25 protein-coding genes and 1 pseudogene are annotated in these 25,988 nt (G+C 64.4%); 12 read left to right on the forward strand and 14 right to left on the reverse strand.

Going from position 1 to position 25,988, the window contains the following annotated elements; all coding sequences use genetic code 11:
* The first annotated feature begins 204 nt into the window (after positions 1-204).
* The 4 genes from BEMPMBAN_RS17780 to BEMPMBAN_RS17795 all read left to right on the forward strand — a co-directional run bounded on the left by BEMPMBAN_RS17780 (position 205) and on the right by BEMPMBAN_RS17795 (position 3,675).
* Complete coding sequence (locus tag BEMPMBAN_RS17780) at positions 205-723, forward strand: hypothetical protein (protein ID WP_159232468.1); 519 nt, start codon at positions 205-207, stop codon at positions 721-723.
* 201 nt (positions 724-924) lie between these two features.
* Positions 925-2,118 carry a DUF1173 family protein gene (locus tag BEMPMBAN_RS17785; protein ID WP_159232470.1) on the forward strand — a complete coding sequence of 398 codons (1,194 nt, stop codon included), beginning with the start codon at positions 925-927 and terminating at the stop codon, positions 2,116-2,118.
* Positions 2,119-2,171: 53 nt separating this feature from the next.
* Positions 2,172-2,510, forward strand: a complete 339-nt coding sequence (locus BEMPMBAN_RS17790; protein WP_234897549.1) for a hypothetical protein — start codon at positions 2,172-2,174, stop codon at positions 2,508-2,510.
* Positions 2,511-2,589: 79 nt separating this feature from the next.
* On the forward strand, positions 2,590-3,675 hold the full coding sequence (locus BEMPMBAN_RS17795) for a hypothetical protein (protein WP_159232474.1): 1,086 nt from the start codon (positions 2,590-2,592) through the stop codon (positions 3,673-3,675).
* Between the two features lie 335 nt (positions 3,676-4,010).
* On the opposite strand, the gene BEMPMBAN_RS17800 is transcribed toward BEMPMBAN_RS17795, so the two are convergent.
* Positions 4,011-5,036 carry a winged helix-turn-helix domain-containing protein gene (locus tag BEMPMBAN_RS17800; protein ID WP_159232476.1) on the reverse strand — a complete coding sequence of 342 codons (1,026 nt, stop codon included), beginning with the start codon at positions 5,034-5,036 and terminating at the stop codon, positions 4,011-4,013.
* Positions 5,037-5,176: 140 nt separating this feature from the next.
* Entirely contained in the window at positions 5,177-6,841 is a 1,665-nt protein-coding gene (locus tag BEMPMBAN_RS17805; RefSeq protein ID WP_159232479.1) for a hypothetical protein, read from the reverse strand.
* 218 nt (positions 6,842-7,059) lie between these two features.
* On the opposite strand from BEMPMBAN_RS17805, the gene BEMPMBAN_RS17810 reads away from it, so the two are divergent.
* The 6 genes and pseudogenes from BEMPMBAN_RS17810 to BEMPMBAN_RS17830 all read left to right on the forward strand — a co-directional run bounded on the left by BEMPMBAN_RS17810 (position 7,060) and on the right by BEMPMBAN_RS17830 (position 9,152).
* Positions 7,060-7,743 (forward strand): GNAT family N-acetyltransferase, encoded by a 684-nt coding sequence (locus BEMPMBAN_RS17810; protein ID WP_159232481.1) that lies wholly within the window; start codon positions 7,060-7,062, stop codon positions 7,741-7,743.
* Between the two features lie 103 nt (positions 7,744-7,846).
* The gene (locus BEMPMBAN_RS17815) at positions 7,847-8,029 is read left to right on the forward strand and encodes an antitoxin VbhA family protein (protein ID WP_159232515.1); all 183 of its coding nucleotides are present in this window, start codon (positions 7,847-7,849) and stop codon (positions 8,027-8,029) included.
* 7 nt (positions 8,030-8,036) lie between these two features.
* Positions 8,037-8,186, forward strand: a pseudogene (locus BEMPMBAN_RS32740) (Fic/DOC family protein); the annotation flags it as partial.
* Positions 8,187-8,265: 79 nt separating this feature from the next.
* On the forward strand, positions 8,266-8,481 hold the full coding sequence (locus BEMPMBAN_RS17820) for a FitA-like ribbon-helix-helix domain-containing protein (RefSeq protein WP_159232517.1): 216 nt from the start codon (positions 8,266-8,268) through the stop codon (positions 8,479-8,481).
* Positions 8,478-8,894, forward strand: a complete 417-nt coding sequence (locus tag BEMPMBAN_RS17825) for a type II toxin-antitoxin system VapC family toxin (protein WP_159232483.1) — start codon at positions 8,478-8,480, stop codon at positions 8,892-8,894. Before BEMPMBAN_RS17820 ends, BEMPMBAN_RS17825 begins: the two co-directional genes overlap by 4 nt.
* Positions 8,895-9,017: 123 nt before the next feature.
* Positions 9,018-9,152, forward strand: coding sequence for a hypothetical protein (locus BEMPMBAN_RS17830; RefSeq protein ID WP_425294986.1), 135 nt, complete (start codon positions 9,018-9,020; stop codon positions 9,150-9,152).
* A gap of 63 nt (positions 9,153-9,215) precedes the next feature.
* On the opposite strand, the gene mobF is transcribed toward BEMPMBAN_RS17830, so the two are convergent.
* Positions 9,216-15,899 (reverse strand): MobF family relaxase, encoded by a 6,684-nt coding sequence (mobF, locus tag BEMPMBAN_RS32970; RefSeq protein ID WP_425294987.1) that lies wholly within the window; start codon positions 15,897-15,899, stop codon positions 9,216-9,218.
* On the opposite strand from mobF, the gene BEMPMBAN_RS17840 reads away from it, so the two are divergent.
* Positions 15,811-16,272 (forward strand): hypothetical protein, encoded by a 462-nt coding sequence (locus BEMPMBAN_RS17840; RefSeq protein ID WP_159232487.1) that lies wholly within the window; start codon positions 15,811-15,813, stop codon positions 16,270-16,272. The two genes, mobF and BEMPMBAN_RS17840, sit on opposite strands and share 89 nt — an antisense overlap.
* A gap of 643 nt (positions 16,273-16,915) precedes the next feature.
* On the opposite strand, the gene BEMPMBAN_RS17845 is transcribed toward BEMPMBAN_RS17840, so the two are convergent.
* The 7 genes from BEMPMBAN_RS17845 to BEMPMBAN_RS17875 form a co-directional block, all read right to left on the reverse strand.
* Positions 16,916-17,164, reverse strand: coding sequence for a hypothetical protein (locus tag BEMPMBAN_RS17845; protein ID WP_159232489.1), 249 nt, complete (start codon positions 17,162-17,164; stop codon positions 16,916-16,918).
* 387 nt (positions 17,165-17,551) lie between these two features.
* On the reverse strand, positions 17,552-17,887 hold the full coding sequence (locus tag BEMPMBAN_RS17850) for a hypothetical protein (RefSeq protein ID WP_159232491.1): 336 nt from the start codon (positions 17,885-17,887) through the stop codon (positions 17,552-17,554).
* An 82-nt stretch (positions 17,888-17,969) separates the two neighbouring features.
* Positions 17,970-18,185, reverse strand: a complete 216-nt coding sequence (locus BEMPMBAN_RS17855; RefSeq protein WP_159232493.1) for a hypothetical protein — start codon at positions 18,183-18,185, stop codon at positions 17,970-17,972.
* Positions 18,186-18,254: 69 nt separating this feature from the next.
* A complete protein-coding gene (locus BEMPMBAN_RS17860) occupies positions 18,255-18,446 on the reverse strand; it encodes a hypothetical protein (protein ID WP_159232495.1) in 192 nt (63 codons plus the stop codon).
* Between the two features lie 404 nt (positions 18,447-18,850).
* Positions 18,851-19,333 carry a hypothetical protein gene (locus BEMPMBAN_RS17865; protein ID WP_159232497.1) on the reverse strand — a complete coding sequence of 161 codons (483 nt, stop codon included), beginning with the start codon at positions 19,331-19,333 and terminating at the stop codon, positions 18,851-18,853.
* Between the two features lie 86 nt (positions 19,334-19,419).
* Positions 19,420-19,860, reverse strand: coding sequence for a hypothetical protein (locus BEMPMBAN_RS17870; RefSeq protein ID WP_159232499.1), 441 nt, complete (start codon positions 19,858-19,860; stop codon positions 19,420-19,422).
* 458 nt (positions 19,861-20,318) lie between these two features.
* Complete coding sequence (locus tag BEMPMBAN_RS17875) at positions 20,319-21,536, reverse strand: RNA-guided endonuclease InsQ/TnpB family protein (protein WP_159232501.1); 1,218 nt, start codon at positions 21,534-21,536, stop codon at positions 20,319-20,321.
* 98 nt (positions 21,537-21,634) lie between these two features.
* Here BEMPMBAN_RS17875 and tnpA point away from each other — a divergent pair, with 98 nt between their 5' ends.
* On the forward strand, positions 21,635-22,039 hold the full coding sequence (gene tnpA / locus BEMPMBAN_RS17880; protein WP_159232518.1) for an IS200/IS605 family transposase: 405 nt from the start codon (positions 21,635-21,637) through the stop codon (positions 22,037-22,039).
* On the opposite strand, the gene BEMPMBAN_RS17885 is transcribed toward tnpA, so the two are convergent.
* The 4 genes from BEMPMBAN_RS17885 to BEMPMBAN_RS17900 form a co-directional block, all read right to left on the reverse strand.
* Complete coding sequence (locus BEMPMBAN_RS17885) at positions 21,995-22,462, reverse strand: DNA adenine methylase (RefSeq protein WP_159232503.1); 468 nt, start codon at positions 22,460-22,462, stop codon at positions 21,995-21,997. The two genes, tnpA and BEMPMBAN_RS17885, sit on opposite strands and share 45 nt — an antisense overlap.
* Positions 22,463-22,518: 56 nt before the next feature.
* A complete protein-coding gene (locus BEMPMBAN_RS17890; protein ID WP_159232505.1) occupies positions 22,519-22,809 on the reverse strand; it encodes a hypothetical protein in 291 nt (96 codons plus the stop codon).
* 532 nt (positions 22,810-23,341) lie between these two features.
* Positions 23,342-23,782 carry a hypothetical protein gene (locus BEMPMBAN_RS17895; RefSeq protein WP_159232507.1) on the reverse strand — a complete coding sequence of 147 codons (441 nt, stop codon included), beginning with the start codon at positions 23,780-23,782 and terminating at the stop codon, positions 23,342-23,344.
* A gap of 1,279 nt (positions 23,783-25,061) precedes the next feature.
* Positions 25,062-25,838 (reverse strand): 3'-5' exoribonuclease domain-containing protein, encoded by a 777-nt coding sequence (locus BEMPMBAN_RS17900; RefSeq protein ID WP_159232509.1) that lies wholly within the window; start codon positions 25,836-25,838, stop codon positions 25,062-25,064.
* Positions 25,839-25,988: the final 150 nt, after the last annotated feature.

A 25,988-nucleotide genomic window follows, 5' to 3' on the forward strand; every position in this document is an offset into this window, starting at 1 on the left:
GAGGATGGGCACGTACCACCGTGTCGTGTTGCGCGACAGTGTCGGTGAGTCTGTGGCAGGTGCGAGGCCCGGCGGAGATGTGCCGTGTGGTGAATCGCCACCGGCGGCATCTTCGGGCGGTCCATCCACTTCCATGGACACCGCGTCGTGGCCCTGCGGCTACTGCCGTGTCGAATCAGTAGCCCTGGTCGGTGATGTGTGCCCGTGCTGTGGCCGCAACAAGCCTTTGCCATGGTGGAGGATGACGATACCGGCGAAAACGGTCGCAAGCGGTGGTATGCGTTGTGCCGGAGGCGGATCCATTCAGGACACTGCACGTACCTCACGGCCTGGTTTGGTGAGCTCAGCACCGGCACCTCAACGCTGCCCGAACCCTTCACCGGGCACGCGGCACACCGCGAGGTGAGCGCTGTTCACGTCGGCGGCCCGGCATGGTCTGACCCTGGTGGCGTCGTCGCGACCGGGTTGGAGGTGGCGGTGGTGGCCAGCAATCACCGACGCTCACTCAATGCGCGACACAAGCAGATACTGGCCGTACTGAACTCAGCCGCCGAGCCTCTGAGCACCAGCGCGATACGCCGCGAGGCCAACCAGGGCCGTGCCACGCAGTTGGTCGCTGAGCAGGTCTACCGCAGTCTGTGCGGGCTTTACAGTCGCGGCTACATTCAGCGGCTCACTAAAGATGGCACGTCCGAGATCTATTGGGCCGTTTGTAGAAGTTGACGAAGACCGGGTTTATCGTGAATTCACGGGTGAATTGAGGCTCGTGTGCGATAGGCCGAATTCTTGTTGTCCGTTGTAGGGCAGGGTTTTTCGCGCCTCATCTGTGTGAAGCGTGGGAGGTCGCTGTTTGATGGACACTGCATTGGCGAATCTTATCCTCGGTGAGAAATTGGGGTCTGCAGCGGTCGGACTGCACCAGCTATGACGATCGCTGCCCCGTTCTTTGTCGACGGTGACGTGGTTGACGATGTCCACACTCCAGAGGCCCAACAGGCACTTGGCCGAGCGAAAGCCGCCCGACTCCGACCGCTGTGCCTGTGCCAGTCCCCAGGGGTGCAGATGTACATCGCCGCGGCTGGACGCGACCTCATCGTCAAGCGGATGCCTGGGACGGCCGCTGCGCATGACCATCGGTGCCGCTCGTGGCTGCCTCCCAGTGAGCTTTCTGGCTATGGGGCTGTTGCTGACAGGTCGATCGTGGACAACCCTGCCGACGGCACCACCGCCTTGCGGTTGGGATTCTCGCTGTCGAAGGCTGGCAACCGCTCTGCCCCTGAACCGTCCGGTTCGCCGTCGGACACTGTTCAAAGCGACGGCAACAAGCTCTCGCTGCTGGCTGTGCTGCACTACCTCTGGGACGAGGCGGAACTGACAACGTGGCACGCGGCGTTCACCGGGCACCGCTCCTGGACGGTCGTTCACCACCGTTTGCGGGCGGCCGTGGACGGCAAACTTGTCCGAAAGAACCCCCTCGCTCCGTCTTTGTTTGTGCCGGAGCCATTTTCTGCGGTCCGAAAGACAGAGATCGAGCAGCGCCGGATTAAGGCGTGGGCGCCGGCGCGACACCAGCCCGGAAAGACGGCCCGATTGCTGATCGGGATCGGCGAGGTCAAGGCGATCGAGCCGGCCAACCACGGATACAAGATGCAGGTTCGGCACCAGCCCGGACACCCGTGGTTCCTTGATGAGGATTTGCACCGCAAGCTCACCAAACGATTCGCCACCGAACTCGAACACTGGCAGATGGCCGAGGCCGGCGAGGTGCGTCTGCTGGCGATCTGCACGTTCTCGGTGTCGCGTGCGGGATATGCCAACGTCGAACAACTGTCGGTGATGACCACCGACAACAACTGGATCCCATTCACTGGTGACGCCGACCGCTCCCTGCTCACTACAGCCATCGAGCAGGAGCGGTCGTTTCGGAAAGTGCTGTCGTACAACGGGAGTGCGACAGCGATGGCCTCACTAATTTTCACCGACACCAGCCCGGCTGTCGCCGCCTTCATCGACCGCCCTGCCGGCGCAGACGCCAACGATGATGACTCGATAGCCGGGCTGCCGGTATGGAACTGGCGCACCGATGAAGACATGCCGGGTCTGCCATCACCGCTGTGACAAAAAGCAGCCCGCGACCCCCTGATCCGCACACGACCACAGGAGTGAAAACCGTGACCACAGTTCATCCCCCACTGACCGCCGAGGACTTCGACACGGAGTACGACGCCGAGCACCACTACATGTTCATCCAGCACGAAGACGGCGACATGCTCTACACCTACGGCCACCACAGGGACGAAGAATTCGCCCGGCAGGTAAACGAATTCGACATCGAGCTCTGCGGCCTGGACGCCGAGGATGCCCAGCGCACCGCGGATGACGTGCACCACCGATGGGCGGTCTTGATCTCGCCGAAGCCTGAGTGGCGCTTCTGGATTGATACCGACACCGGCGACGAGGTCAAGGAGAGCACTCCCGGCGCGTTCCCGATCTCGCTGATCTACAGGTAAATGCCTGCCCCTCACCAGAATTAGACATGCGCAGCCAAGACCAGCAGTTCGAGCACAACAACGAAAGCGAGCGTTCACGATGACCGAGCCACTGTTCCTTTTACTTGTTACATTCACCGCGTTAGCCGTGATCGGATCCGCGCTGATTATCGGGTCTGTGCACGTGTATCGCCGCGCGTGGCCCAAGCGAGGAAGACAGGCTTGGGCGCCGGCCGCGGCTGTGGGTGTGGCGGCGGGCCTGTGGTCGAAGTTGATCATCGACGCGGCCCCGTGGGTCCTGGAGGACCTTGGCATGGCCGACAGTGCTTACCATCCGACGAAAGTGATGACCGGCGGTCTCGATTACTACATCGCCAGCTTGAAGTGGGCACTGGTAGCTGTCACCTTGTGTCTGCTGGCCGCGGCAGCAGCTGGTGTGTTCATTGGGCTTTACCGGGGCGTTGAGGCCCTGCGCGTGTGGTTGTCTGAGTACCAGACTGGAGAGGATGAAGAGACGGACTTGTCGCGGGCTGCCAGGATGCGGATGTCGTGGAGGATCGGGCACGCTGAAGAACGCTTCGCGCGCACACTTGTCAAGCTCGTCGGACCGGCAAGCGGCAAACGACGCGGAGCCGTACTGTGGAAAATTCTGCCCGAACAGCCGGGAACTGACGTCCGGGCCACCTCGTTTTCGGTATCGCCTGGCCTGGCCTACTACTCGATCAGCGATGAGGCGGTCGAGGCGTTCACCGATAACGCTCTGCTCCGTAGGGAGATACAGCACGTCGACTACCTTGCAACCGACGATGATTCGGAGTTCATTGTTCAGTGGAACTGCGACTACCTGGCCCGTCCTCTCGTTCCAGCTAAGGACACATCAACCGGGGCACTGCCTTTCGGTGTGCCGACTCGGGAACGGCTTAGGCGGTCAGCAGGAATCTTGACGCTGGTTGTCGGTCTCGTGGTTGTCGCGGTCGCGGCGTGGGCCCTAACAACTCCAGACCCTGGTGTGCGCACGCCGGCGTACACCGCGACATTGACCGCGCCCCAGAGCGAACACGCTACGCGGATTCTGAGCGAACGTGGTGAATCGTCTGGTCGCTGCACCGCCGACGGTGTGTGCGGCGAAGTGTTCACCCAGATCCGTGGTGAAGGGGCAACCGCTCGATGCGCTGGCTTACGTTGAATCAGCGGTCGATGACGTGGTTCGCCACGAGTCAGGACTAGTTGCAGACGAACTATGGGATTGGGCGCGGATCTGGGATTCCGAGCAGGGCCACCGGTCGCATTCTCAGTACGCAATTGGCGACAACGTCGAGCAAGCACTCGTCGACGTGAAGCTCTTCTGGCCCCACAGGTCTGGGACCGTTCGAGGATCCGGGCCGCGATGAAATGGATCAGTCCGTGCTAGTCTGATATCGGAAAACGTGCCCACAGGATGGGCCGTTATTAAAGCAAGCGCTCCAGGCCGTAGGGCTGGAGCGCTTGTCTTTTGTAGCCGTAAGCCAAGGTTTGAGGATCTTAGTAGTCGGGGGTGGTGCTGGTGTCGTTGTAATCATCGGTTGGGTAGTAGGCGGCGCCGGCGGCTGTCGTTGTGGTGGGTTGGCTGGTTTGCTGTGCGGCGTAGGGGTTTTGGTCTGATGGTGTGTTGTCGGGTGTGTTCTTGTCGTGGTTTTTGTCGCAGGTCCAGTCCGATAGGTAGGTGAGGCGGCGTAGCGGCTGGAAGTGGTGCAGCTGTCTTGTGGTGAGAGTGGCGCCAAATAGCCATTGGAGTTCACCGGTGTCGCTGTCGCGGGTGCACACGGCCTGTGATACTTCGGCGGGGTCGGCTCCGAGTGCGAGTGAGCGAACTTCCCACCATTGTCCGCAGCAGGGTGTTTGCGTGCCGGCCAGATCGGCGCGGAGGCTGCGTAGCGCCACCAAGGTTTCGTGGACGGACACTTCGAGTGCGTCGAGCCGGTCAACCGCTGCTTCTACCGTCTGCACTGGTGGCGGCGTCATCGCCGACACGACGTAGCGGTCGTTGCCGTGATCGGCAACTAGTCCTTCGGCGATCAGTTGGCTGTAGGCGTGACGGCCGCTGGTCGACCTTGACGTGCCGAAGTGCCACTCCAGCTGTTCGGGGGAGGGAAGTTCGTCGCCGACTGCGTATATGCCGGCTTCGATTTGCCCGCGGATGTAGCGATATATCTGCCTGTGGACCAGGCCTTCCCACTCGGCGGGCCGCTCCACATGGGGTCGAGCGAGCTGGGGTGGTGGATTCTGCAGCGGCGGCACAGTGCCGGAGAGCCGACTCAGCGTCAAGGACGCCGTGACCGTGTTATCGCCGCCCTCTTCTTGGAAGAGGATCACTGGGTAGCGGGGTACGACCGCATCTTTGGCCATGTACTCGGCGATTTGGGACCGCAGCTGCTCCTCGCTCTGAAGCTGCGCTTCTGGGTAGACCTTGCGTAGTGCGAGGACAACGGCATCGACCAGGATCTCGCCTGGGACAACGCCCTCCAGGTCATTCCCGTTGTGGCCGACGCTGAACTTGTAGGTATCCATGTTCCCAATTCTCACATCAGATTTGGTCGAGGGGTCGTTAGCTATGCCTTTTGTCAAGAGGCGCCCAAGACCATGCTGGATACCGCGGCATCCAGCGGTATCCACCGTCGAGGCCCCGGACACCCGCGTGGTCTATCAGCTCAACTCGTGGTGGAGCCCGTCAGGCGACGAGGCAGCAACTCGTCGAGTTGTTCGGCCGACACCCTCAGCGGCGCCGTGGTCTCTTCGATCAACACCAGCAGAGGTGTCCCCGACACTACAGGCGTGGGGAGGCTGACCAGGTCTGCCGACGCGTCCTGCCGAAGGGCGATTACTGCCTCGGCCAACTCGGTCGGTCCCGCTCCGCTGTAACCGCAATTGTGATAGGCGTATCCGCGGGGCGGCATCGGCCACACGACCCCGTCGCTGTCCCGGAAGAACGCTGCTCGGCCTCGACCTCCATCGAATTCAAGCTCTGTGAGGTGCCCGGTGGCGGGCACTGTCGTGCCCACTGTGGCGAACACGACATCGCCAGCGGTCTTGACCACCCAGCACGCTTTGTTGTGCGGGTCAAACCACCATGTGCGCGGCTGGGCCGCCTCACGCTCTGAGAGCATGATCTCCGCGAACGCTGAACCCAGCGATTCCGGATCGCCCTCAAGAGGCTTCAGCCGCGCTACCCACTCCGCTGCCAATGGTCCGCGGGTCGGCTCGGAACGGATCGTGTAGTCAACGCACCGGCGAATATCGGCGTTGCGGCGCAGGCAGTCTCGCGCCGCAAGCCGATCAGACCGATTGGGCACCCGCGCGTCGAACAACGGCACCAACTCCCAGTGATCCGGTGCGTCCGGGACGTCGTGCATCGCATACCTCGGGTACGCGACCTGAACGACTCCGGGTCGCTCCACGTGACCCGGCACATCGAGATCGTCGGCGGTGTAGATGCGCGATTCGATCCGCCGATTGAGGATCCCGACAACACGTGCACACTCCCTGGCCGCGGAAGATTCCGCGGCCGGAACTAGGCGAGGAAGTAGCCGCTCGTCATACCAATCGGTTCGCGGCCGGACCGCTTGCGCCGCAGCGCCAGGGCGCCACGCCGCCATCGCGTCGAAATCGCGCAAACCGTAGGGCCACCAAGGGATATCCACCCGCAGGAGGTTGGCCAAATCAAACCAGCCCAGCATCCGGGTCTGTGTAGTTCCGCTGTCTGGTCCGTACTCGCTGACCACAATGCGGCCCTGGACAATGGAATCCACGCCATCGTTGAGCGCCTGGTCAGTGATCACTGCCACCGCGCTCACACCATTGCCGAGCACTTCGAGCAGGCGCTCTGCCCACCACGGCTCGGGATAGTCGGGCTCGATGTAGGCCACGGCCACCACGCCGCGGCCGTCGGCCGGTTCCCACCGGTGAATCAACCACTCACGCGGCCGTTGATGCTGATCTGGAAGCGTAAGAACCTCAGCAGCAATGAATTTCGCCGGCCCCAGACCATAGCCGTCATGATACAAACGCGGCACCCCATCGACGGCGCGCCGGCCACGACGCGACTTTCGGGTCCGCAAGAACTCATAGGCTTGCGACTCCGACCACTCGTTGCGCCACCCACGCGACAACGGTTGCGGGAAACCATCCGCACCACGCGTGAGGTTCTGGCGCACGCTGGCCTCCGCCAACCCCACCAAAGCGCCAAACTCCGCAGCCGACAACCGTGGTCGGTACCAACGAGCTAGACCGCGCCAATACTCATCCTCGGCGATCGGCTCACCATCGCCAACAGGTTCATTCTGTCGAGCTGGACGCAGAAACGAACGCTTACCCATGCAGGCACGATAACCAGAAGCTGACCCCACCGCAGCATTTGTCGACACAAGTGTATCGACATGTAGCCGCTGCGTGCGTCATCGCCGCTATTCGAGTCTTCTGCTGCTCCGTGGGTGAGCCGTCCACCTCGTCGAAGCCCGGCCCACACGTTAGATTGCTTAATGGATCGATTTTGGTGTGGCAACGACCCGCGCCGCTGAGCTTTGGGAGAGCTGCTGTGAGTCCCTCGAACAGGATCGCTGTAACTGAACCCGCTGCAGAAGATTTCGAGCAGCTGCCGTTCTGGTACGGCCTGGCCGGTGTCGACCAGAAGGACTATTCGGCAGAGATCCACGGGTTCACCTCCGCGCTCCAGGACGGATATCTGGGCGTGGCCGTGGGCAAGCCGGGTCGCGGGAATGTTGAGACGCTGCTCGATCTTGATCAGTCACGCTGGTATTACGCGAGGACGAGCGCGCGGGTACTCAGGCTGAATGGTGAGCCGATCGGCATGTTGATCATGGGCGCGCACTGGCGGCTATGGGAGATGATGAAGAAACGGGGAGCGCATCTGACGGGCGCGACGATCGATGGTTTCCCGCTCGGCGAGGTGGATTTCATGATTGCCGCGATGGCGATGGCCAAGCTTCATGTCTTAGCTGTACATCCCGATCAACATGGCCGCGGGCATGGCAGGCGGTTGATCCGGGAGGCATTGAAAATCGGCAAAGCCGATCGGCTGTCTATGTTGTACGGCCAATTCCGCTCGGACCGCCCACATTTGCGGAAGTTCTACACGGCAGCCGGATTCACCGTGCTTGATCCCGGAGAACCGATGCCGCTGTATATGGCGACGGGTACAGAGGGCGATCTGCTGGTTGTGGAGTCGACCGAGACGATTTTCTGGACCACCGTTCCGTAATGGTGTCGCCGCATTCAGTCCAGGGTGTTGCCGCTGGTCTTGCGGACTAGTGCCGTCGGTGGGTGGTGGTGTGCGTGTCCAAGGATTAGAGGCGGTGGGCAAGGTGACCGAGACACAGAAGGCACAGCGACGGATCAAGGCTGTCCGTGCGATTCGTCGCAGCTCCGAGCTGGAAGGCTCGCGCAGCACCGACGCCACCCGCGCTGACCAAGTGGCCTACGCACGCGGCTCGATCACCGCAGTGGAGCTCGCCGATCGCGTGCGTCGGCGGTACAACGTGAAGTAGTCCGTCTGTGGTTTGCCCACATCCCTGGGATACTGGCGATGCCAACAGTGCTTGGCAGGGCTATTTCGTCCCAGGGACAAGCATTCTCAGAAACCGAGTAGGAGCCCAGACAGCAGACGATCTGCTGGACGCGGAAAACGATCTTGTCGAGCTACGCGAGGATCGATCCCGGCACCGAAGCAGTTGACCTCGCCGCGATATCACCCAAATGATATCATTTGCGTATGGAGCAGATCGTGATTCGAAACCTTCCAGAGGGGACCAAGGCCGCGCTGCGCGTGCGCGCCGCGCGACATCATCACTCCGCCGAAGCCGAAGCCCGCGCGATCCTTACCGCGGGGTTATCGGGTGAAGACGTCCCTATGTCGGTGCTGTTGGCTGCCGACAGCGGCCATGACGTCGATTTCGAGCCAGAGCGCCTCGGTCTGACAGCCAAAACCCCAGAACTGTGACCTACGTACTGGACACCAACGTGGTGTCCGCGTTGCGCGTGCCGAGCCGCAATCCGGCCGTGGCGGCGTGGGCCGACTCGGTAGAGCCCTCTGAACAGTTCATTTCTGCGATCACGCTGGCCGAGATCGAGCGCGGCGTGATCGCCAAGGAACGTACCGACCCCACCCAGGGTGAACACCTCCGACGTTGGTTCGATACCAAGGTGCTGCCCGTATTCGCCCGTCGCACACTGCCTTTCGATCTGCCCGCCGCCCGCATCCTCGCCAGCTACCGGGTGCCCGAACACTCTCCCTACGACGATGCGTTGACCGCGGCCGTCGCCCAGGCCGCCGACAAGACCGTCGTGACCCGAAACACCCGACACTTCGAACCACTCGGCGTCCGATGCCTAGACCCGTGGAGTCATCACTGAGGCGACTGGCCGTCATGGCCACCGCGGTAGCCCGTGGGGCAGTAACTCTCACATTCAAAGTCAACAACCTCGGCACCTCGGCCTGGACAAACGAAAAAACGCGGCTCCCAAATTGGTGATCAAATGACTCCCGGATTGGCGGTCAAGGTCACCGATCTGGCTGAGCTTCACGATGCATGCCAGGCGCATTCCGAGCTTGGAGGGTTGATTGCGATGTTCGCAAAGATCCTCGACGATGAGCCTGCATACGACTTCTGACGTCGGCCACGGCGATCGTTGAGCGCTTCGCGCCACGGGCTGCGCGCCGGAAGATCTAGTCACTTAGCGGGATAGGTCGGGGCCGTGGTTGTGGTGGTCGTGGTTGGTGGCGCGGTGGCGGGCGGCGATGAGGCGTTGTTGCTGCCGAATCCAGTGTTGGTGGTCGGTGGTGCGGGTGGCGCGTAGTTCGTCGCGTTTGTCGGCCAGTCGCAGGGCGAGTTGGTCGATGTCGGTGACGGGTTGATCGTGGGCGATGTGGTGTTGTGCGGCGGCGAGTTTGGCGTCTAGGCCGAGTGTGGGCCGGTGGTCATGTTCGGCGGCGGTGGTGATGGCGTCCTGGGCGGTGTGATCGTCGGGGGCGATGACGTACAGGTGGGTTTGGCTGCTCGTGGCGGGGGCTAGTTGGGTGCGCTCGGTGGGGGTTTCGGTCAGTAGGTGGACGCGTTGTGCGCGCGGATTGGCGCTGTATTGGTCGTGGGTTTGGGCGTAGCCGAGTTCGATCTGGGTCTGGGGGTCGATGGTGATGGTGAGCGAGGGGTCGTGGAGGGCTTGGGCGTGCGCGGTGTGCGTGGCGGGGTCGAGTGCGGTGATGCGCCAGCGGCCGCCGGAGGTGATGGGGGAGCCCTCGGCGGTTTCGGTGGGCGCGGTGGTGGTGATGATGTCTCCGGGTCCGAGCTGGTGCCAGCCGAGGGTGTGGCGGTGGCCGCCGCGCTGGTCGTGGATGCGGGTGTTGAGTTCGGCGGCCAGGGCGGGGGTGGTGACGATGACGGTGTCGAGGCCGGCGTCGAGGTCGCGGCGGTAGGCGTCGATGGCCGCGCTTTGGGCGGTGGCCATGTCGGCGATGGTGGTGAGATCGCCATCGTCGGTGAGCTGGCGTGCGGCGGCGCGGCGCTGGTCGGTGTCGTCGGCCAGTAGTGCGCTGGTGGGTGTGTCGGCGGTCTGGGTCCAGGGCAGTTCGGCGGCGAGGGTTCGGAACTGGGGGCTGGAGGCGGCGGTTTCGGTGTCCCCGGTCAGGATGAGTTTGGCGTGGGCGGCGCGGCCTTGGGTGGCCACGGCGTGCAGTGTGTGCAGGTTCCAGGTGGCCGCGTCGGGGATCAGGACGGTTGCGCTGTCGAGGGCTGCGGTCGGGATCTGATCGGCGCGGTAGCCGGTGGGTGCCAGGCCGGCAGCGAGTGCGTCTGTGACGGCGGTGTCGGTGGCGCCCACGACGATGAGGGGTCGTTGGTGTTGTTGGGCGGCGCCGGCCAGGGCGTGTAGGACAGGTTGGGTGGCGGTGTGGTCGCCGGTGAGGATGTTGAGGGTGTAGGGGGAGCGGCCGAGCATCGCGGCGGCTTCGGTTTGGGTCGCGTCGAGTCCGTCGGCGGTGATGGCCAGTCGTGGTGTGCGGGCCGGGCGGGCGGCGGCGTCCTCCAGGAGCGTGTATTCGAGGCGAGTTTGGGTCAGCTCATCGGCGATGCGCTGTGGGTCGGTGCTGCGCCGGGCGTGGGCGTAGGCCAGCGCAGCGGTGTGTTCGGCAGCGCGGACGTGGCTGCTGGTGCGTGTCAGTCGAGCGCGGGTGTCGGCGATGAGTTGGTTGTCGGCGTCGGCGGCGTGCTGGACGAGTTGGTTGAGAAGGTCGTCGGTGACGGGCTGGGCTCCGTCTAGGAAGGTGTGCAGTGCGTCGCGGGCGTCGGCGAGGCTCTGGCGGGCGTTGTGTTCGGCGGCGACGGCGGCCAGATGCTCGTGTCGGGCGGGATCATCATCGGTGATCTGGTCGCCGGCCGGGGTGGGCCGGGCGGGGTCATCGAGGCGGGCTTGGGCAGCCTGCACGGCACGATCGGCAGCGATCCAGTCCTGGTAGGCGGCGGTGATCGCTTCATGGTGGGGTTGTTGGCGGCGGAATTCAGTCAGCAGTGTCGCGTATTGGTCGCGGAAGGCGGCCAGATGTGGTGTGGCCCAGTGGCTGGGGTCGGCGGCGGCGGCGGTGAGTTCGTCGAGTTGATGGCGCAGGGTGCGTTCGGATTCCCACAGCGCCACCAGGTCCGGGGTGGCTGGGTCGGGGCGGTGTGGGGACAGGTCGTCGAAGGCCAGCGATCCGTATTCGTCGTCGGCCAGATGCGGCTCGGGCAGATGCAGCTCGTCTTCGGGTGGGGCGAGGTCTTGGAGGCTGGACAGGTATTCCTCGTCGGCACGGTGATGGTCCTCGGGCACCGGTGTGGTGGGCGGTGTGGCTTGCGGGTCGGGGAAGTGGGCGGCGGCCTGTTCTTGCTGTTCGGGGGTCAGGGGAGGCTCGATGTCGCCGTGGTGCAGGTCGATGTCAGGGATGGGGCTGAGCAGAAGCTCGACCCGCCAGGTCAAGGCTTGTGCCCATTCGTTGGGCCGCACGTGGTGTCCTCTGGCGCCGGCGTGGAGAAGATCGTGGGCGGCGTCAAGGAGCTCGGTGGGCCGCCACTGTGTGGGGTCGGCTGATTCGATGGCAGCGACGAGTGCGGGCCAGGCGGGGTCGGCGAGGGTGTATTCGGCGAGGGCGGGGCCAAGGAGCCGGTACAGGTGTGGGGTCCATTCCGGCCGCTGGTAGGAGTGCGCGGTGGCTGTGGTGGCGGGGGCCAGTTCGCGCGACAGCCGCCACCACAGGGCGGCGGCTGGCATCTCGTCGGGCAGGGGGCGGTCGCTGACGGCGGCCAGGAGTTGCGGGACGTTGAGGCCGGCGCGGTCGGCGGCGCCAAGATGCTCGGTGAGGTCGGGCCAGTACGGATCGGTGAGGATGCGTGGCTCGATCCGTTCGATGGCGTCGCGCCAGTTGCTGTCGACAGTCGCGGCCTCGTGCAGCCTGCTTTCGACTGCGGCGTCAAGCCTCTTTTGGTAGCGGCGGGTAGCTACGGAGTATTGCCTGGGTCCGGTGATGCGCCGGTCGGCGTCTTCGACACCGAGCGCTGCGCGCCAAACCGCGACGCGTGCGGTGAGGTCTGGGGCTACCGCGTGGAGAGCTCGGGCCCAGACCGGGACTGTTGCCGGAGTCCAGTTCATGGCTTGTTCGTGGACTTCGGTGGCTAGTTCCCGCACGCGGGCGTGCCGGGCGTGCAGGTAGTGGCGGGTCGGCTCGGGCAGCTGGGTAGGGATGGTGATCATCCAGGGCAGCGGTCCGCCGTCGAGGTTGCCGCGGATGCGCCAGTGCAGCACGGCCGCGACGTCGTAAGCGGTGTCCAGTTCGCGGCTGTTGATCGCGTCTTGGAGGGTGTGCAGGGTTTCGGTAGCCGATCCGTCGTTTTCGAGGGCGATGAGGGCGAGTTGCTTGCGCAGCGCGGGCCAGGCTTCGTACTGGGTCAGCCCGGGTAGCAGTTTTTCCGAGCCGCTGTCGATGTCGGCCATCACCCCGGGGCCCACGTGGTGCTCGGCGCTGGAGCCGACCGCGTCGCTGTAGGCGGGTGCGGCGTGCGCCAGGCGCGTGAACGGGTTGCGTGCTTCGCGTGCGGCGGTGGTGGCCGACTGTTGGGCGCCGTCGTGGGCAAGGATCGATGACAGGACGTCGGTGGCGGTGTCGGGGACGACGGCCTTGCGGCTGACAATCTTGTGCGGGTCGTGTTCGGCGGTGGAGAAGTAGATGTGGTTGTTGAGCCGGCCCCGGGTCATGGCCACGTAGAGCAGTTGGCGTGTGAGGGTGGAGGCGCCGACGAGGTGACAAGTCATGACGGTCATGCCTTGGGCGGCATGGACGGTGGCGGCGTAGCCGAGGGTGAGGTGGTCGGCGGCGTAGTCGGCGGGCAGACGCACGGTGCGGCCGGGCGTGTTGTCGTTGCCGAGTAGCTGCACGGTCACCGAGCCGTCTTTGCCGACCTTGCGCACGGTCCACCGGTATCGGTTGCGGACGTGGTCGGTGCGTGAGAGCGGCAGCCACCGCGCGTTTTTTCGGGTGAACACGATGTCGCCGGCATAGGCGGTGGCGCCGTCGCGCAGAGTGGCGCCGCGGCCGGTGATGCCGTCGCGGGCGATGCGGTCGGCTTGGGCGCGGTTGTTGAGTTCTGCGACGGTGTCGGTGGTCGGGGCGAGCATGATCGTGTTGACGCCGGCGGCCCGGTCGGCGTGCCACGCCTTGTAGGCCATGTCGGCGGCGGCCGCATCGGAGCCGATGTGGACGCGGTCGTGGTCGATGTAGAAGCCGATGGCGGCGGTGTCTCCGTCACGCAGGGCAAGCCCGGCAGCGCCTTCGGCTTGGTCTTTGAACCGCACGAGAGCGCTCAAGGTCACGGCGCCGGTTTCGTGGGCGATGTCGCGCAGGACACCGCCGGCACTGATCGAGGCCAGCTGCTGATCGTCACCGATGAGGACAACGGTGGCGCCGCGGGATTGAGCGTGGGCGATCAGCACATCGAGGTCCAGCGTTGCGGCCATGCCCGCTTCGTCGAGGACGATGAGGGTGTCGCGGCCGACCTTGTCGAACCATGCGGGTGTGGGTTTTTCCGGGTTCTGCACGCAGTACACGTATTTGGCGAGGGTGTCGGCCACCGAGTGAATGTCATCGCCCAGGACCTTGGCTGCCGATGCGGTGGGAGCCAAACCCAGCACGGAGCCACCGCTGTCGGTCCACGCTCGTCCCAACACATTCATGCTGGCGGTCTTGCCGGTGCCAGCCGGCGCCAGGCACAGCCGCACGCGGGCGCGTGAAGAGCCCAGCTGGCGGACCATGGCGGCTTGGCCGGCGTTGAGTGCGAAGTCGTTGTTGGCGGCGTGTTCGAGCAGCGCAATCTCGATGGTGCGGTGATCGAGGCTGCGCGCACCGCTGGACGTGGCGGCGGCAACGATTCGTCGTTCGGCGGCCAGGATCTCGGCGGAGGTGTACATGTCGGTGCCGTGGGTGGTGTAGACCGATTCGCCGTTGCGTCGGCGCAGAAAGTCGGGTTCGGCCAGGTCGCCGTCCAGGGAACTGGAGGCCACACGCTCGGACTGGCCCAGGGCAGCGGTGGTGAGCCGCTGCGCGATGTCGGATTGGTGGGCAACACCTTCGGCGCGGGCGATGCGCCACGCTTCGGCGTGCACGTGTGCCCACTGCCATTTGGCCCGAGTCTCGGCCAGCGTCGCCAGGATCGCGGCGCCGTGTTCGGTGACCCATTCGTCGCTGACGCGCCCCAACAGCTGCTCGTGTGAGCGATCCAGGGTGGTGGTCAGCATTTCGGCCAGCGCATGCTCGGAGCCCAGGATGTGAACGGCTTCGTCGTGCCAGGTGTGGCGCTGCTCGGCGAACGAGCGCGGCGATTTCTTGGCGTCGCGTGTTTCCAAGGTGGCCCGCTGTGACAGGTCGTAGGCTTCGGCGGCGGTGGGTTCGCGGCCCACTTCCTGCTGAAATTTGATGGTCAGTTGAGCCAGGCGATCGTCGATCATCTTGGCGCGCTTGGACCAGAATTCGATCAATTCGCGTGAGATGCCGACGATCTCGCGGATGGGCCGCTTGCCGGGCTCGGTGGGCGTCTCGGCGAACTCCACACCCAGGAATTCGATCATGTAGGCCTCGAACCGCGAGTTGTACGTTTCCGACATCGCGACGATCGATTTGTAGAACGGGCGCCCGTCCATGGCCAGCCAACGGGGGATGCCATCGGTGCCGGTGGCCAACACTTTGTTGCTCAAGGCGACGTGGGTGTGCAGGTTGGGATCCCCGGCGCGCGAGTCGCGGTGCACGAACGCCGTGCCGATGAACCCGTGGGTGTCGACTTGCGCGATTCCACCTGCCCCCATCCTCGAGAACAGGGCGTTTTCTTCCGCGGATCGCAGTGCATCGCGCCAGGCCATCTCGTGAGCGCGTTCGATCTGCTCGCGCACCGGGGTGGGTGCCACCGCCCATAAGGTGGCCGCCGACTTGACGGGGGTGAATGTCACGTCGTTGCCCGCCACCGCGGTGGTGGCCGGCCGGGACTGTTTGGCGATGAACCCGGCCAGCTCACGCTGATCGGGGGAGCGGCCGTATTCGGTGACGAACATTTCGTTGGCCACATCGGTGCGGATCGTGGCACGCACCTCGGGATCGACCGCGGCATCGCGGGGTCGGCCGATGCTTTCGTTGTAGGTACTGAACGCCTCGGCGCAGGCCTTGCGGTACTCCGAGGCCCCGGTGTAGATCGGGAACGGGCGNCCCAGGTTGCCGATGGTTTTCGCGACATCGGGATGTATGCCTGCGGCAACGGCTTTGGTAGCGATCTTTTCGGCGTTGGGGTGCTGCCCGAGACCGAACAGGGCCTTCATCTGGTCGGCAGTGACCTCCGAACCTTCTTCCACGATCCAGTCTTCGAGCTGCTCAGGTGTCAGCTCACGCCCGACCGGTTGGTGCAGCGCAGCCAGGCCCGAGCCGATCCATTGGCCGGGGGATTCGCCCTTGGCGTGGTAGTAGTCCGCCAAGGCCATGCGGCCTTTCTCGGTGCTGTCGTGCACAGCGACCTGCCGGGTGAGGTATTCGTACCCGTCCCCGGCGGTCAATTTGTGACAAGTGGCGGTCACAGAAGGCATCGTAGCAGTCGTTATCTTTTCGTGACCTAAGTGCAAGAGGTCTGTGGGTCTTGGTCTTGGTAGGGAAGGCGGGGAAGGGGTGAGCTTTGTAGAAGTTGCTGATGGGCGATGTTGCGATGAATGGGAGCGGCTGTGAGGGCTGTCGGGGGAGCAACGGTTAGGTCTGATGAGAGGGCTAGGAAAAATGGCAGGTGCAGAGATTTCGGCGCGCCGGCGCGCTGCCGATCGCGTGCTGGCGAAGACCGAGGCACGGCGTAAGAAGCAGGAGCGCATTGAAGCGGCGATGCAGGCGTTCTTCGTTTTGGAGGACGAGGCCTCGGCCGAGCGTGCCGAACTCAAGTCCGCGTTGGAGCAGCTGGCAACGCTGGACAAACTGCGTGGTCGGGTGAGTGAGCTGCAAGAGCGGGAGCAGTCCCGGGCTGTGGATCAGGCCGGTCAGGTGAAAGTCCTTCTGGAGGAAGGACAGACACACGCTGAGACGATTGAACTGCTGGAGATCAGTCGTGGCGAGCTGCGCAAGCTTCTCGACGCGCTGGCACAGCAGGCGCCTCAGAGTCCCGAAGGCCCTCCGGCACCGGAGGACGTTGAGGCCAAGGAAGTGAAGCCAGGTGAGCTAGATGTGGATGCTGCACCGGTCGCGTCGTGATCGAACGGTCGGAGTTCGTCGTTGACCCGGTGATACATCGCCGGGAGATCGCTCGGTTTCGGGCCAAAGTGGTCAAAGGCCCGAAACCGAGGGATTGCGATATCTGGACGGGGGCCATCGCTGATAGTGGCTATGGCCGGTTCTGGGTGAACCGGCCTGGTGGTCCGGTGGTAATCAGCGCACACCGGTACGCATTGGCGTTGGCACTGGGCGTGATCCGGGCCGGGGACTGTGCCCGTCACGTCACATGCGACAACCCGGTTTGTGTGCGGGCCCGACGTGATGAGGTTGCGCCTCATATCGTGATCGGCACCCAGTTGGACAACATGCTCGACATGGCCCGCAAGGGTAGGGGTGGGCGGCACGTTTTGATGTCCGTGCAAGCACGCGCGGCACGGGCTCGCGCGCTACGCGCGGCCGTGGCAGGCGGCTGGGACGACGCCGCAGTGCGCGCGGCCTTGTTAGAGACCGGGGAGCCGACACTTTTCGACTAGCTCGTAGGGCTTGGATGCTGGGCCACTTCTCGAAGAGTTGATTGCGAGGGGTGGCCCAGACTTGTTTGCGCGACAGGAAATGTGAGGACGCCGACGGCGGGCGGCCCAGCCTCCGTGNGGGAGGTGGGCCGCCCGCTGTGGGTTAGTGGTTATGAGCGGCTGTTGGTGATGAGCGCCATGATGGCTTCGTGCTCGGCGCGGGCCTGGGCGCGCTGGAGGTCGAGGTTCTTCATGAGCTCGGCGTGCTCTTCGGCACGCTGGCTGGCCCAGGTATTGCGGTCGGCGTCGCGTTCGGCAAGGTCTTTGTGTGCTGTGGTGAGGGCGTAGGCCAGGCACATTGCGAGTGCGCTCGCGGCGGTCGTGATGGCAATGTCGCGGTATGCGGAGAGGGTGCTCATTGTCTTGTCCTTTCGGTTGGGCGCTGCCAGTCAGCGCTGGGGAGCGATCACTGAAGGAGACGACCGGTGTCAACTTGGCGGGCGCGGTGGGTTTCGGCGGATTTGACGCCCGCGAGCGGCAGCGAGCAGGTAGGGCGGCAAATGTCCTCCGCCGTCGAAACCCACCGCGCCCGACGGGTTTACTGAGGTCGGGTCCGAAGTACACTCGGCGACCTGCTGACGGTTAAAGGTGAGGGGCTACGGACGACTGGCCGCCGCCAGGTGGCCACACCGGTGGCGGCGCTTGGCGCCCCGACGCCGGGGCAACGCAACCCGCGGCCAGACACGTGACACCCGAACACACCAGCGCGGCCGGCCCCGCGAACGAGGCCGGCCGCTGCTGAGTGGTTAGAAGAGTCGGCCGATGCTCATGGGGTCGTAGTGGCAGCGGCATCCGCAGCGCCAGATGAACCCTTCGCCGTTGATCTTGAGGTGCACGCCACCTTCGGCGCGTTGGCCGAGGCGGTGGGGGCAGTCGTCGTGGCGACCTTGGTGGCAGCTCTTTGTCGGTGCGTCCTTGGGCATCTCGACGGTGACGTTCTTGCCGTCGATCTTGTCGTGGTAGGTGATCCACTTGACGCCATCGCGGGTGCTGACTTTGGAGCGGTGCTTGGGGATGACGACTGGCGGTGTGTTGCAGTGAAACCAGCGCTTCCACTCTTCGGTTTCCCAGTGGTCGATCATCGTGTGTCTCCGTTGGGTAGGTGATGGGGTGGGTGGTTGTGTCGGCCGGCCCCGGGGTAGTGGAGGCCGGCCGACTGGGTTGTTAGGTGGTGGCGAGGATCCCGGTGGCGTCGTCGAGGTAGTAGTGCGCGTGGCGCAGCTCGTCGTCGGTGGCGTCGCCGGCCAGAACCACGGTGGTGGCGTTGTCGCGTGCGGACTGGGCGCACTGGCGGCGTCGGGTGGTGTCGTCGTAGGCGGCGACTGCCGCGTGGATGTCGGCCCGGGCTTGGGCGAGGGTGGCTGCGGTGAGGGCGTTCATGGCGTGCCTTTCCTGTGTTGCTGTGGGTGGTGCCTGGCCCCGTGGTGTCGGGGCCAGGCCGGGTGTGGGCTAGTAGGTTTCGGGGCACAATCCGCCCCTGGCGATCGACGGGCAGGTGTAGTCGTGGCAGGAGCCGCACGGCCCGCCGTGGTCGTGGTCGGCGTCGTGCTCGGGCTCGTACTCGGCGCGTTCTTGGGGGCTGAGGCGATGAGCTGGCGTCCAGGGGCCCCAGGGGTCGATGGTGGTGGCGTTGTTGGACATTGGTCTCCCCTTCGGTTTGTGCTGACCCGGCCGGTCAGCGTTGGGGAGCGGTCAATCGGGATGGCCGTCAGCGACCATGCGGGTGCGCGGGGTGGCGTCGGCGGATTTCTGGCCGCGCGAGCGCCGAAGAAGCGAGCTTGAACAAGGCCAGAAATGTCCTCCGCCGTCGACGGCACTTCGCTGGCGACCGATTGGGAGAGGCCGGACAGCACGATTACGCTTGGCGACCTGCTGACGGTTAAAGGTGAGGGGCTACGGACGACTGGCCGCCGGCAGGTGGCCACACCGGCGGACCGCGCCTAGCGCGCCGACGCCGGCGCAACGCAACCCGCGGCCAGGCACGTCACACCCGAACACGCCAGCGCTGGCCCGCCCCGCGAACGAGGCCGGCCAGTGCCCGGGTGTCAGTTCTGTTTCTGCTCTCGGTGTTCGGCGGCTTTGATCCTGTATTCGAGTGCCACGATGCGGCGGGCTAGACGGGCGCCTTTGGCGATGTCGCGGTCGAGCTTCTTCCATCTGGGTGGGCCGCTGATGTTGGCAACGGCTCGATCGGCGGGTCCGCCGAACATGAGCGCGTCGCACTGCTGGACCAGTTTGTCCCGTCGGGCCCGTAGTTCGCTGCTGGGCACGTAGCGGCGCGGTGTCGGTTTGGGCTTGGGTGCCTTGGTGGGCAGTTCGACGAACTGCTCATCGGTGGGCAAGATGAACCATTCGAGCAACGGCGGCAACGGGATCCGGTAGGTGTAGCGCGGTGCAGGTTGGGCGGCGGTGAACTCATCGAGGCGCTGTTGGAGCAACGCCATGTAGTCATCGAGGTTCATGGGTGCCGGCTTCTCGCCGGCGTCGTAGCGGGCCTGGAGCATCTGCAAGTACTTCTCGAGGGTCATTGCGGTGACTGCCTTTCTGTTTGAGAGTGGGATGGGTTGGGGCCCGGTCCTCCCCTGTTCTGAGGAGAGGACCGGGCCCGCGGTGGTTAGGCGCTGCGCTTGGCTGCCGCCGGGAGGCTGTGCGGGGTGATCGCCCAGGGCCCGCTGGTGTATCCGGGGAGCCGGTGAACTATCCGGCTTTCGAGTGCTGCGATGAAGGCCTGCGCGTGGCTGCCCTCCCAGTCGGGGTGCTCATCGGATTGGTAGCGGTAGCAGTGCAGCGCGTTGAGTAGCTCGACTCCGGTCCAGCCGCGGTGGCGCGGGGGCCGGTAGGTGTAGGTCTCGGCTTCGGAGTTCCCGCCGTACATGTAGTTGACGGCGGCGATATTGGCATCGAGGAGCATCTGCCCGACCTCGCTGGCGTTTTCGGGCTGCAGTTCCTCGGCCAGCCGAGGGGTCTGCCAGCGCAGCGCCCCCAGGCGAGGGTCTTGCAGGCCTGCCCAGATGAGGACGTTGAGGTGCTCGGGGTGGACGACAATTGCGCTCATGGTGTTGCTCCCGTTCTGTTGGGTGATTGGTGCGCCGGTCAGCGCTGAGGGAGCGTTCCTGAGGGGTTGGCCGTGTTGTCCACGCGGAAGTGCGGGTTGGTGTCGGCGGATTTGGGGCCCTGCGAGCGCCGGAGAAGCGAGCTGTGTTGGGCCGCAAATGTCCTCCGCCGGCGACACCAACCCAGCCGAGAGCGTTGACTGCGGCCGGGCCCGAAGTACGCTTGGCGACCTGCTGACGGTTATAGGTGAGGGGCTACGGACGACTGGCCGCCGGCAGGTGGCCACACCGGCGGTCCGCGCTTAGCGCGCCGACGCCGGGGCAACACGACGCGCGGCCCGCCCACGTGAGCCCCCCGAAGACGTCGGACTGGGCCTGCGCGCAGTTCGCTGCGAGGCACGTAGCGGCGTGCGGCACAGTTGTTGAATCCTCCCGATCCTGAAGGATCAGGATTCCTGGCTCAGGCTGCCTGCTCGCTCGGTGAGCGGTCAGGTCTTATGCCATCAGCACCAGCCGGGTTGAAACCAGCCCGGTTGCGTATGACGTGTGCGGAGTTTTTGTCGCGGGGTGCGACGTGTCCGCAGGGTTCGCACCGGTAGGTGCGTTGCGATAGCGGCAGGCGGTGTTTGGCTCTCACACCGCAGTTTCCGCAATCGGTGGTGGTGTACTTCGGATCGACCAGCACCAGCTGCCGGCCGTGCTTGCCAGCCTGCTCGATCAACGCGCGTTTGGTGGCCGCGATCGCTCCATCGGCGGCTTTGCGGGCCATCGTCGAGCGCGCCAGAAACGTGGGCCGGAAGTCCTCGACGGCGATCTGGTCGAAATCAGCGGCCACCGCTTTGGCCCATTTGCATCCCGTGTCGGCGCGTTGCGCCGCGACATGGGCATGCTGTTTGGCCGCGGCCCGTTTCGCGTGCTTGTAGCCGCGTGAGGCAGCTGCGCCCTTGGCGGGTCTGCGGCGGGCCATCATCCGCTGATACCGCGCCAGCTTCGCCGCCGCGGTGCGCCCATACTGCGGATGCGGCAGGTCATGATCGTCGCTGGTGGTGGTCGCCACATCCGTGACGCCCCAATCGATCCCGATCGAGCGGCCTGTGGCCGGAAGCTGCTCGACTTCGGGTCGGGGGACGACGAAGGAGCACCACCACCGGCCCAGCACGTCGCGGGAGATGCGCACACTCGACGGGGCGCCGGGCAGGTCGCGGGACCACACCGGCCGCACTACGATCCCGCCCGCAAGGTTGAGCAGCTTTCCGTCGATACCGAATCCGCGCAGCGTGTAGTTCAGGGACGGGGCCGCACGGTGCTTGGACTTGAATCGCGGCAGCCCCCGCCGCTGCCGCGGCGCGAGGGACTTGTCTTTGCGGTCCTTGAGGGCTTTGGCGCGGGCTCGCCCGAAATCGCGGATCGTCTGCTGCTGGCACACGCTCGACCCGTTGGAGAGCCAGTCATGCTCGCCCCGCCAGCTGGTCAGGCGCTTATCTAGTTGCGCCGGACCGCATTCGATTTTCACACCGGTAGTGATCGTCTCTGTGTGCGCGGTGTTGGAGGCCTCCACGCACTGGTTCCACACCCACCGGCACCGGTCCCACTCAGCCTGCAGCAACCGCTCCGTAGTGCCCGAGACGCGCAGCCGGAAGGTGTACCGCACCTTGCCCGCGTCACTGGCCGAACCCATGAACGACACCGTAACGCCCACCACCGACAATCGGTGATCGCGCGAACGTGTCGGACACCAGAACTACCCTCACCACCGTGACGGCGACCACGTCTGAATTGGAGCTGCGGCGGGGTCGCAGTTCGACTACTCCGCTGCACGCCCACCTGGTGTTCGTCACCAAATACCGATGCCCCGTCTTCACCGACCGGTTGCTCACCGACTGCCTGCAGCTCATGGCTGCCGTCTGCACAGACGTGGGTGCCGAGCTGCGTGAGTTCAACGGGGAAGCCGACCACGTGCATCTGCTGGTGCACTACCTACCGAATATCTCGATCTCGGCGTTGGTCAATCGGCTCAAAGGTGTCTCGTCACGCCGGCTACGCCAACGATATCCAAACCATGTCCGGAAATACCTGTGGGGCAACCACTTCTGGTCACCGTCCTACTTCGCCGCCTCCTGCGGCGGCGCACCCCTGTCAATCATGAAGCAATACATCGAACAACAGGACCGACCCGACTAGCGGCGGCCAGCTCCGTCGTCCGCCCACAATGGGATCGGCTTCCTCCCGGCCGTAAACGGCCAGGCTTCCGCCGAAGAGATTCGGTGAGCAGCGGTTGATGATGAGCGCGGCGAATGCCAGTTCGAGATCGGTGATCGCGGCGCCCGCCTCCGACGAGGCCACGACTTCGCGTGCGGTGTGCCAGGTGGACATGTCCGGCTGGCAAGCGCGGACGCGCCCGGCCAGTTCCACACCGTTGTCCACGACGGTCCGCCAGAACGCGGCCAACTCCCGGTTCTTCTCGGTCAGCCAGACCTCGTCGACCACGCCGCGGTCGAGCAGATGCAGTCCTGCGCCGGCGCCGCCGGCGAACAGCTCAACCCACACCTCGACGTCGAGTAAGCCGAACTGTGCAAGGAAGATGTCGGCCAGTGCATCGGCCATGCGTCCTTTTCCGCCGGGATATCGCAGTGGACTGACCCAGCGCGTGGTTGTGGGGTTCACTCCCAAATGGGTGGGTAGGGTTCGAACATGTCGCGGACCCATGCGGGTACTGGATCGGCGCCCGTGGCGGTGCCGCGGATAGGGCGCCCGGGCACGCCGGACTTGAGGATTCGTGGACCCCAGAACTGATAGACGGGTGCGGTCTTTCCCTGGGTCCACTCGCATTCAATGCGGACCGGGAGGATCTGGACGTCGGGCCGGTAGGCCGTAGATGAGACGCGTTGTGTGTTTTCGGGGCAGTGGATCGTCACTTTCCACTTGTGTTCGATGACAACGTGAGTGGGCATTGGTCAGTCCTCGTTAATGGGCGCGGGTTCAGTCTGCGGATTGGTGGTCGGTTCGTCGGTTCATCGGGACACGGCGGAGCGGATTGGAGACATGCGGACTTTGGTGAAGACGTCAACCGGGAGTTTCACGACCTTTTCCTTTGGTGTGTAGTTCTTTTGCGCAGTTCGTCAATTTTATTGCCAAGAAATTCGATGCTCAACATTCTTGGGCGGCTGCGCTTCGGTAAATTCACGAAGTACCTGGATCTTTTCTGTTAAGTGGTTTTGTTGAATTTGCGGTGATTGGAGCTAAGGTGCGCGCTCGCGCGCCCGGCGTGGTGTGATGCGCATTTCCTTCTCCATGCTGTACGAGAGACAAGGATCTGGAGTTGTCGATCCGGAGCACGATTTCTGACCGAATGACTGTCGCGGAGCGGTTTGGCGCTGTTGGCGATTCTCGATGTCGCGCAGCGCGTGGCGCGCCGAGATCCCCGGAATTCTGTGAGGAGTCGGTGGGGGCCGACTTTCGGGATGTCGGCCCCCACCGGGTGGCTTAGGCTGCGGCGAGTGCGTCGGCGACGGCGTCGTCGATGTTGTGGTAGGTGGTGGCGGTTTCGTTATCGACCTGGACGGTCCAGGCCGGCTGGGCGCCGATTTCGGCGGTGAGGGTGCAGGTGTGTTCGCTGCGGGCTCGGAAGGTCCAGGTGTCTACGGCGTGGAAGGTGAGGTCTCCGGCTCGGACGTGAACGATCCGGGTCACCGGGTCGGTGTCGAGATCGGGGGCGGTGGCTTCGATGGCGACCATCTGTCCGTGGTCGTCGGCGGCCAGGAGGACGAGGTGGTGTCCGGTTTCCCGGTCGTAGTTGTGGACGGTGGTGAGCAGGATGGGCCCGTAGTTGTGGAAGAGGATTCGGGTGATTCCGTACTGCTGGTGTCCGATTCGGTCGGCGGCTTCGTCGAGAAGTGTGAATGCGAGGTCGAATTCGTGGTCCATGGTTGTTCTCCCGTTCTGTGTGGTGATTGGTGCGCCGGTCAGCGCTGGGGAGCAATCACTGAAGGAGACGACCGGTGTCAACTTGGCGGACGCGGTGGGTTTCGGCGGATTTGCCGCCCGCGAGCGGCAGCGAGCAGGTAGGGCGGCAAATGTCCTCCGCCGTCGAAACCCATTGCGCCCGACGGGTTTACTGAGGTCGGTTCCGAAGTACGCTTGGCGACCTGCTGACGGCTTATAGGTGAGGGGCTACGGACGACTGGCCGCCGCCAGGTGGCCACACCGGCGGGCCGCACCTAGTGCGCCGGTCGCCGGCGTAACGCAACGGCCGGCCCGCCACGTAACCTCCGGATCTGTCGGCCCAACCAGCTCAGCCGCGTGTCCGTGCGACGCCGCGGCTAGACGATCGTGTAGTTAGTGGCTCTGATCGCGAATGTCAGCGTCGGCAAGTGCTTGTATGGCGTTGGTGATGCTGCCGGGACGGCCGCGCACTGTTGTCGATCGATTACCGCGTCGTCGCTGTGCTGGAAGGCATTCCGGTTTCGGGCACGAGTACGAGACGCGGAATCGACGGTGTGTGGCGCCGGCGGCTGTGAGCGTGGTTGATGGCAGGCGCAGTTGGGTTTATGGGGTGTCGCTCAGTTCAAACAGGGTTAGTTGCTCGGCTTTGCTACGCCGGCGGGCAGTGTTCTTGCCGGCTGTGGTGCTGGCTGTCTTACGTGTGGTCGAGGTCGCCTCCGCTTCTCTGCGAGGTGCGGTGCGCGCTTCTTTGTGCGCGACCGCATCAATCGCACCCTGGGCGATGGCAAGAAACTCCGCGGAAGCCACGGCTTCGGGGTTCAGTGGATAGCTAGCCTGGATGACAGCTCGGAGCGCTGAGGGGACCATCTTCCAGTGCGGTAGGCACATGAATTCGTCTGCGGACACGTCGGCCGGGCATCTGTGAGCGCGGCATGTGCGTTGACCGGACTCGTCGCCCTTTGGTGTTGTCATCGCCGAAAATTTCGCGTTGTCAAGATGGTGTTGGTGTGCATGATTCCTCTTGGTGTTGCGGGGCGCATTTCGGGCAATAGTCCTGTCCGGCGATGCTGAGCCAGCCTTCGGCGCCGAGGTCTACATCAGCGACCACATTTGCTTCGAGAACACCTGCGCTAATTTCCTCGATGACCTGGCATCCGTCTCCGTCGCATGCGACCTCTAGTGTCATCGTCACTGTTGGATCACTTTCCCTATGCTGGGTTCCAATTTGTTCCCAGGTCCAGAGCCAGTCAGCATCAAGTGCTCAAAGGACCCGAATGATGCGGCAGACTCGTTCCAGGCGCTCAGCGATGCTGCCGAACATTGTTTGGACGTGCTTGGCATCGACGAGGGCGTTGTGCCGGTCGGATGGATAGGGGGGAAGCTGGCTGGCAAGCAGTGCGGCATACTGCCGAACATCGCGGGTTTGCATCGGCAGCCATTGCGGTTGTTGACCCATCCCACCCCAGATCTGCATCAAGGCGACTTGATCCCAGGCGCCGAAGTCGGCCCACAGCTGGCGGGGACGCGGGTTGAAAAAGGTGTCGAGATCTTGGCGCAGTTCATGCAATGGCCGGCGCGGCATACCTGTGACTGCGGGTAAAACGTGCTGGGCAAGGAAGACATCTGTTGACGCGGAGGACTCGTCGTATTGGTCGGCGTGGGCGTAGAACTCGCGTCCGTCACCGCTGACGATGCCGATCGATATCAGATGGATGCCGGTTGCGTCCCAGTGCAGCTCGGTGTCGTAAAAGTAGCGCCACGGTTCGGATTGGGGTGGTTGGCCGGTCGTGTGGTTACCTTCGTATTTCGCTGCGATGTTCGTCCCGAATTTTGCGTCGGCGGCCCGGGCGGACATGTGAGCCAGGTTGCGTCCGAAGTCGCTTCTTTGCGGGGCAGCGACCGCTTCGGCGTCGTCAAAAGCGGCTGAGATGGCCATTCGTTCGTAGTCGTCTGCCAGTGAATCTCCGGTGATAGATGCCAGCGCGTCATCTCGTAGCCTGCTCATGTCGTGATGGAGCGGCTCAGGGTTGTGGTCCATTGGGGGTTCTGCTTTCTCAGTGTGTGGGCGTGGCGGTGATGTTCAGGCTGCGGTGGCGGTCTTGCGGATTCGGCGTTCGGCTCGGGTTTGGGCGCGGACGTACATGCTGTCGATCAGGGTGGTGGCGCGGGCGGGTGCGCTGCCGGGGTG

The sequence above is a fragment of the Mycolicibacterium austroafricanum genome (assembly GCF_902705885.1).
Taxonomy (GTDB): Bacteria; Actinomycetota; Actinomycetes; order Mycobacteriales; family Mycobacteriaceae; genus Mycobacterium; species Mycobacterium vanbaalenii_A.

Bases quoted from the DNA above. Each gene is read 5' to 3' on its own strand.
- BEMPMBAN_RS17785 (WP_159232470.1), top strand. From the start codon at position 925: ATGACGATCGCTGCCCCGTTCTTTGTCGACGGTGACGTGGTTGACGAT.
- BEMPMBAN_RS17795 (WP_159232474.1), top strand. From the start codon at position 2,590: ATGACCGAGCCACTGTTCCTTTTACTTGTTACATTCACCGCGTTAGCC.
- BEMPMBAN_RS17800 (WP_159232476.1), bottom strand. From the start codon at position 5,036: ATGGATACCTACAAGTTCAGCGTCGGCCACAACGGGAATGACCTGGAG.
- BEMPMBAN_RS17805 (WP_159232479.1), bottom strand. From the start codon at position 6,841: ATGGGTAAGCGTTCGTTTCTGCGTCCAGCTCGACAGAATGAACCTGTT.
- BEMPMBAN_RS17830 (WP_425294986.1), top strand. From the start codon at position 9,018: ATGACTCCCGGATTGGCGGTCAAGGTCACCGATCTGGCTGAGCTTCAC.
- BEMPMBAN_RS17840 (WP_159232487.1), top strand. From the start codon at position 15,811: ATGGCAGGTGCAGAGATTTCGGCGCGCCGGCGCGCTGCCGATCGCGTG.
- BEMPMBAN_RS17845 (WP_159232489.1), bottom strand. From the start codon at position 17,164: ATGAGCACCCTCTCCGCATACCGCGACATTGCCATCACGACCGCCGCG.
- BEMPMBAN_RS17850 (WP_159232491.1), bottom strand. From the start codon at position 17,887: ATGATCGACCACTGGGAAACCGAAGAGTGGAAGCGCTGGTTTCACTGC.
- BEMPMBAN_RS17855 (WP_159232493.1), bottom strand. From the start codon at position 18,185: ATGAACGCCCTCACCGCAGCCACCCTCGCCCAAGCCCGGGCCGACATC.
- BEMPMBAN_RS17860 (WP_159232495.1), bottom strand. From the start codon at position 18,446: ATGTCCAACAACGCCACCACCATCGACCCCTGGGGCCCCTGGACGCCA.
- BEMPMBAN_RS17865 (WP_159232497.1), bottom strand. From the start codon at position 19,333: ATGACCCTCGAGAAGTACTTGCAGATGCTCCAGGCCCGCTACGACGCC.
- BEMPMBAN_RS17870 (WP_159232499.1), bottom strand. From the start codon at position 19,860: ATGAGCGCAATTGTCGTCCACCCCGAGCACCTCAACGTCCTCATCTGG.
- BEMPMBAN_RS17875 (WP_159232501.1), bottom strand. From the start codon at position 21,536: ATGGGTTCGGCCAGTGACGCGGGCAAGGTGCGGTACACCTTCCGGCTG.
- BEMPMBAN_RS17885 (WP_159232503.1), bottom strand. From the start codon at position 22,462: ATGGCCGATGCACTGGCCGACATCTTCCTTGCACAGTTCGGCTTACTC.
- BEMPMBAN_RS17890 (WP_159232505.1), bottom strand. From the start codon at position 22,809: ATGCCCACTCACGTTGTCATCGAACACAAGTGGAAAGTGACGATCCAC.
- BEMPMBAN_RS17895 (WP_159232507.1), bottom strand. From the start codon at position 23,782: ATGGACCACGAATTCGACCTCGCATTCACACTTCTCGACGAAGCCGCC.
- BEMPMBAN_RS17900 (WP_159232509.1), bottom strand. From the start codon at position 25,838: ATGGACCACAACCCTGAGCCGCTCCATCACGACATGAGCAGGCTACGA.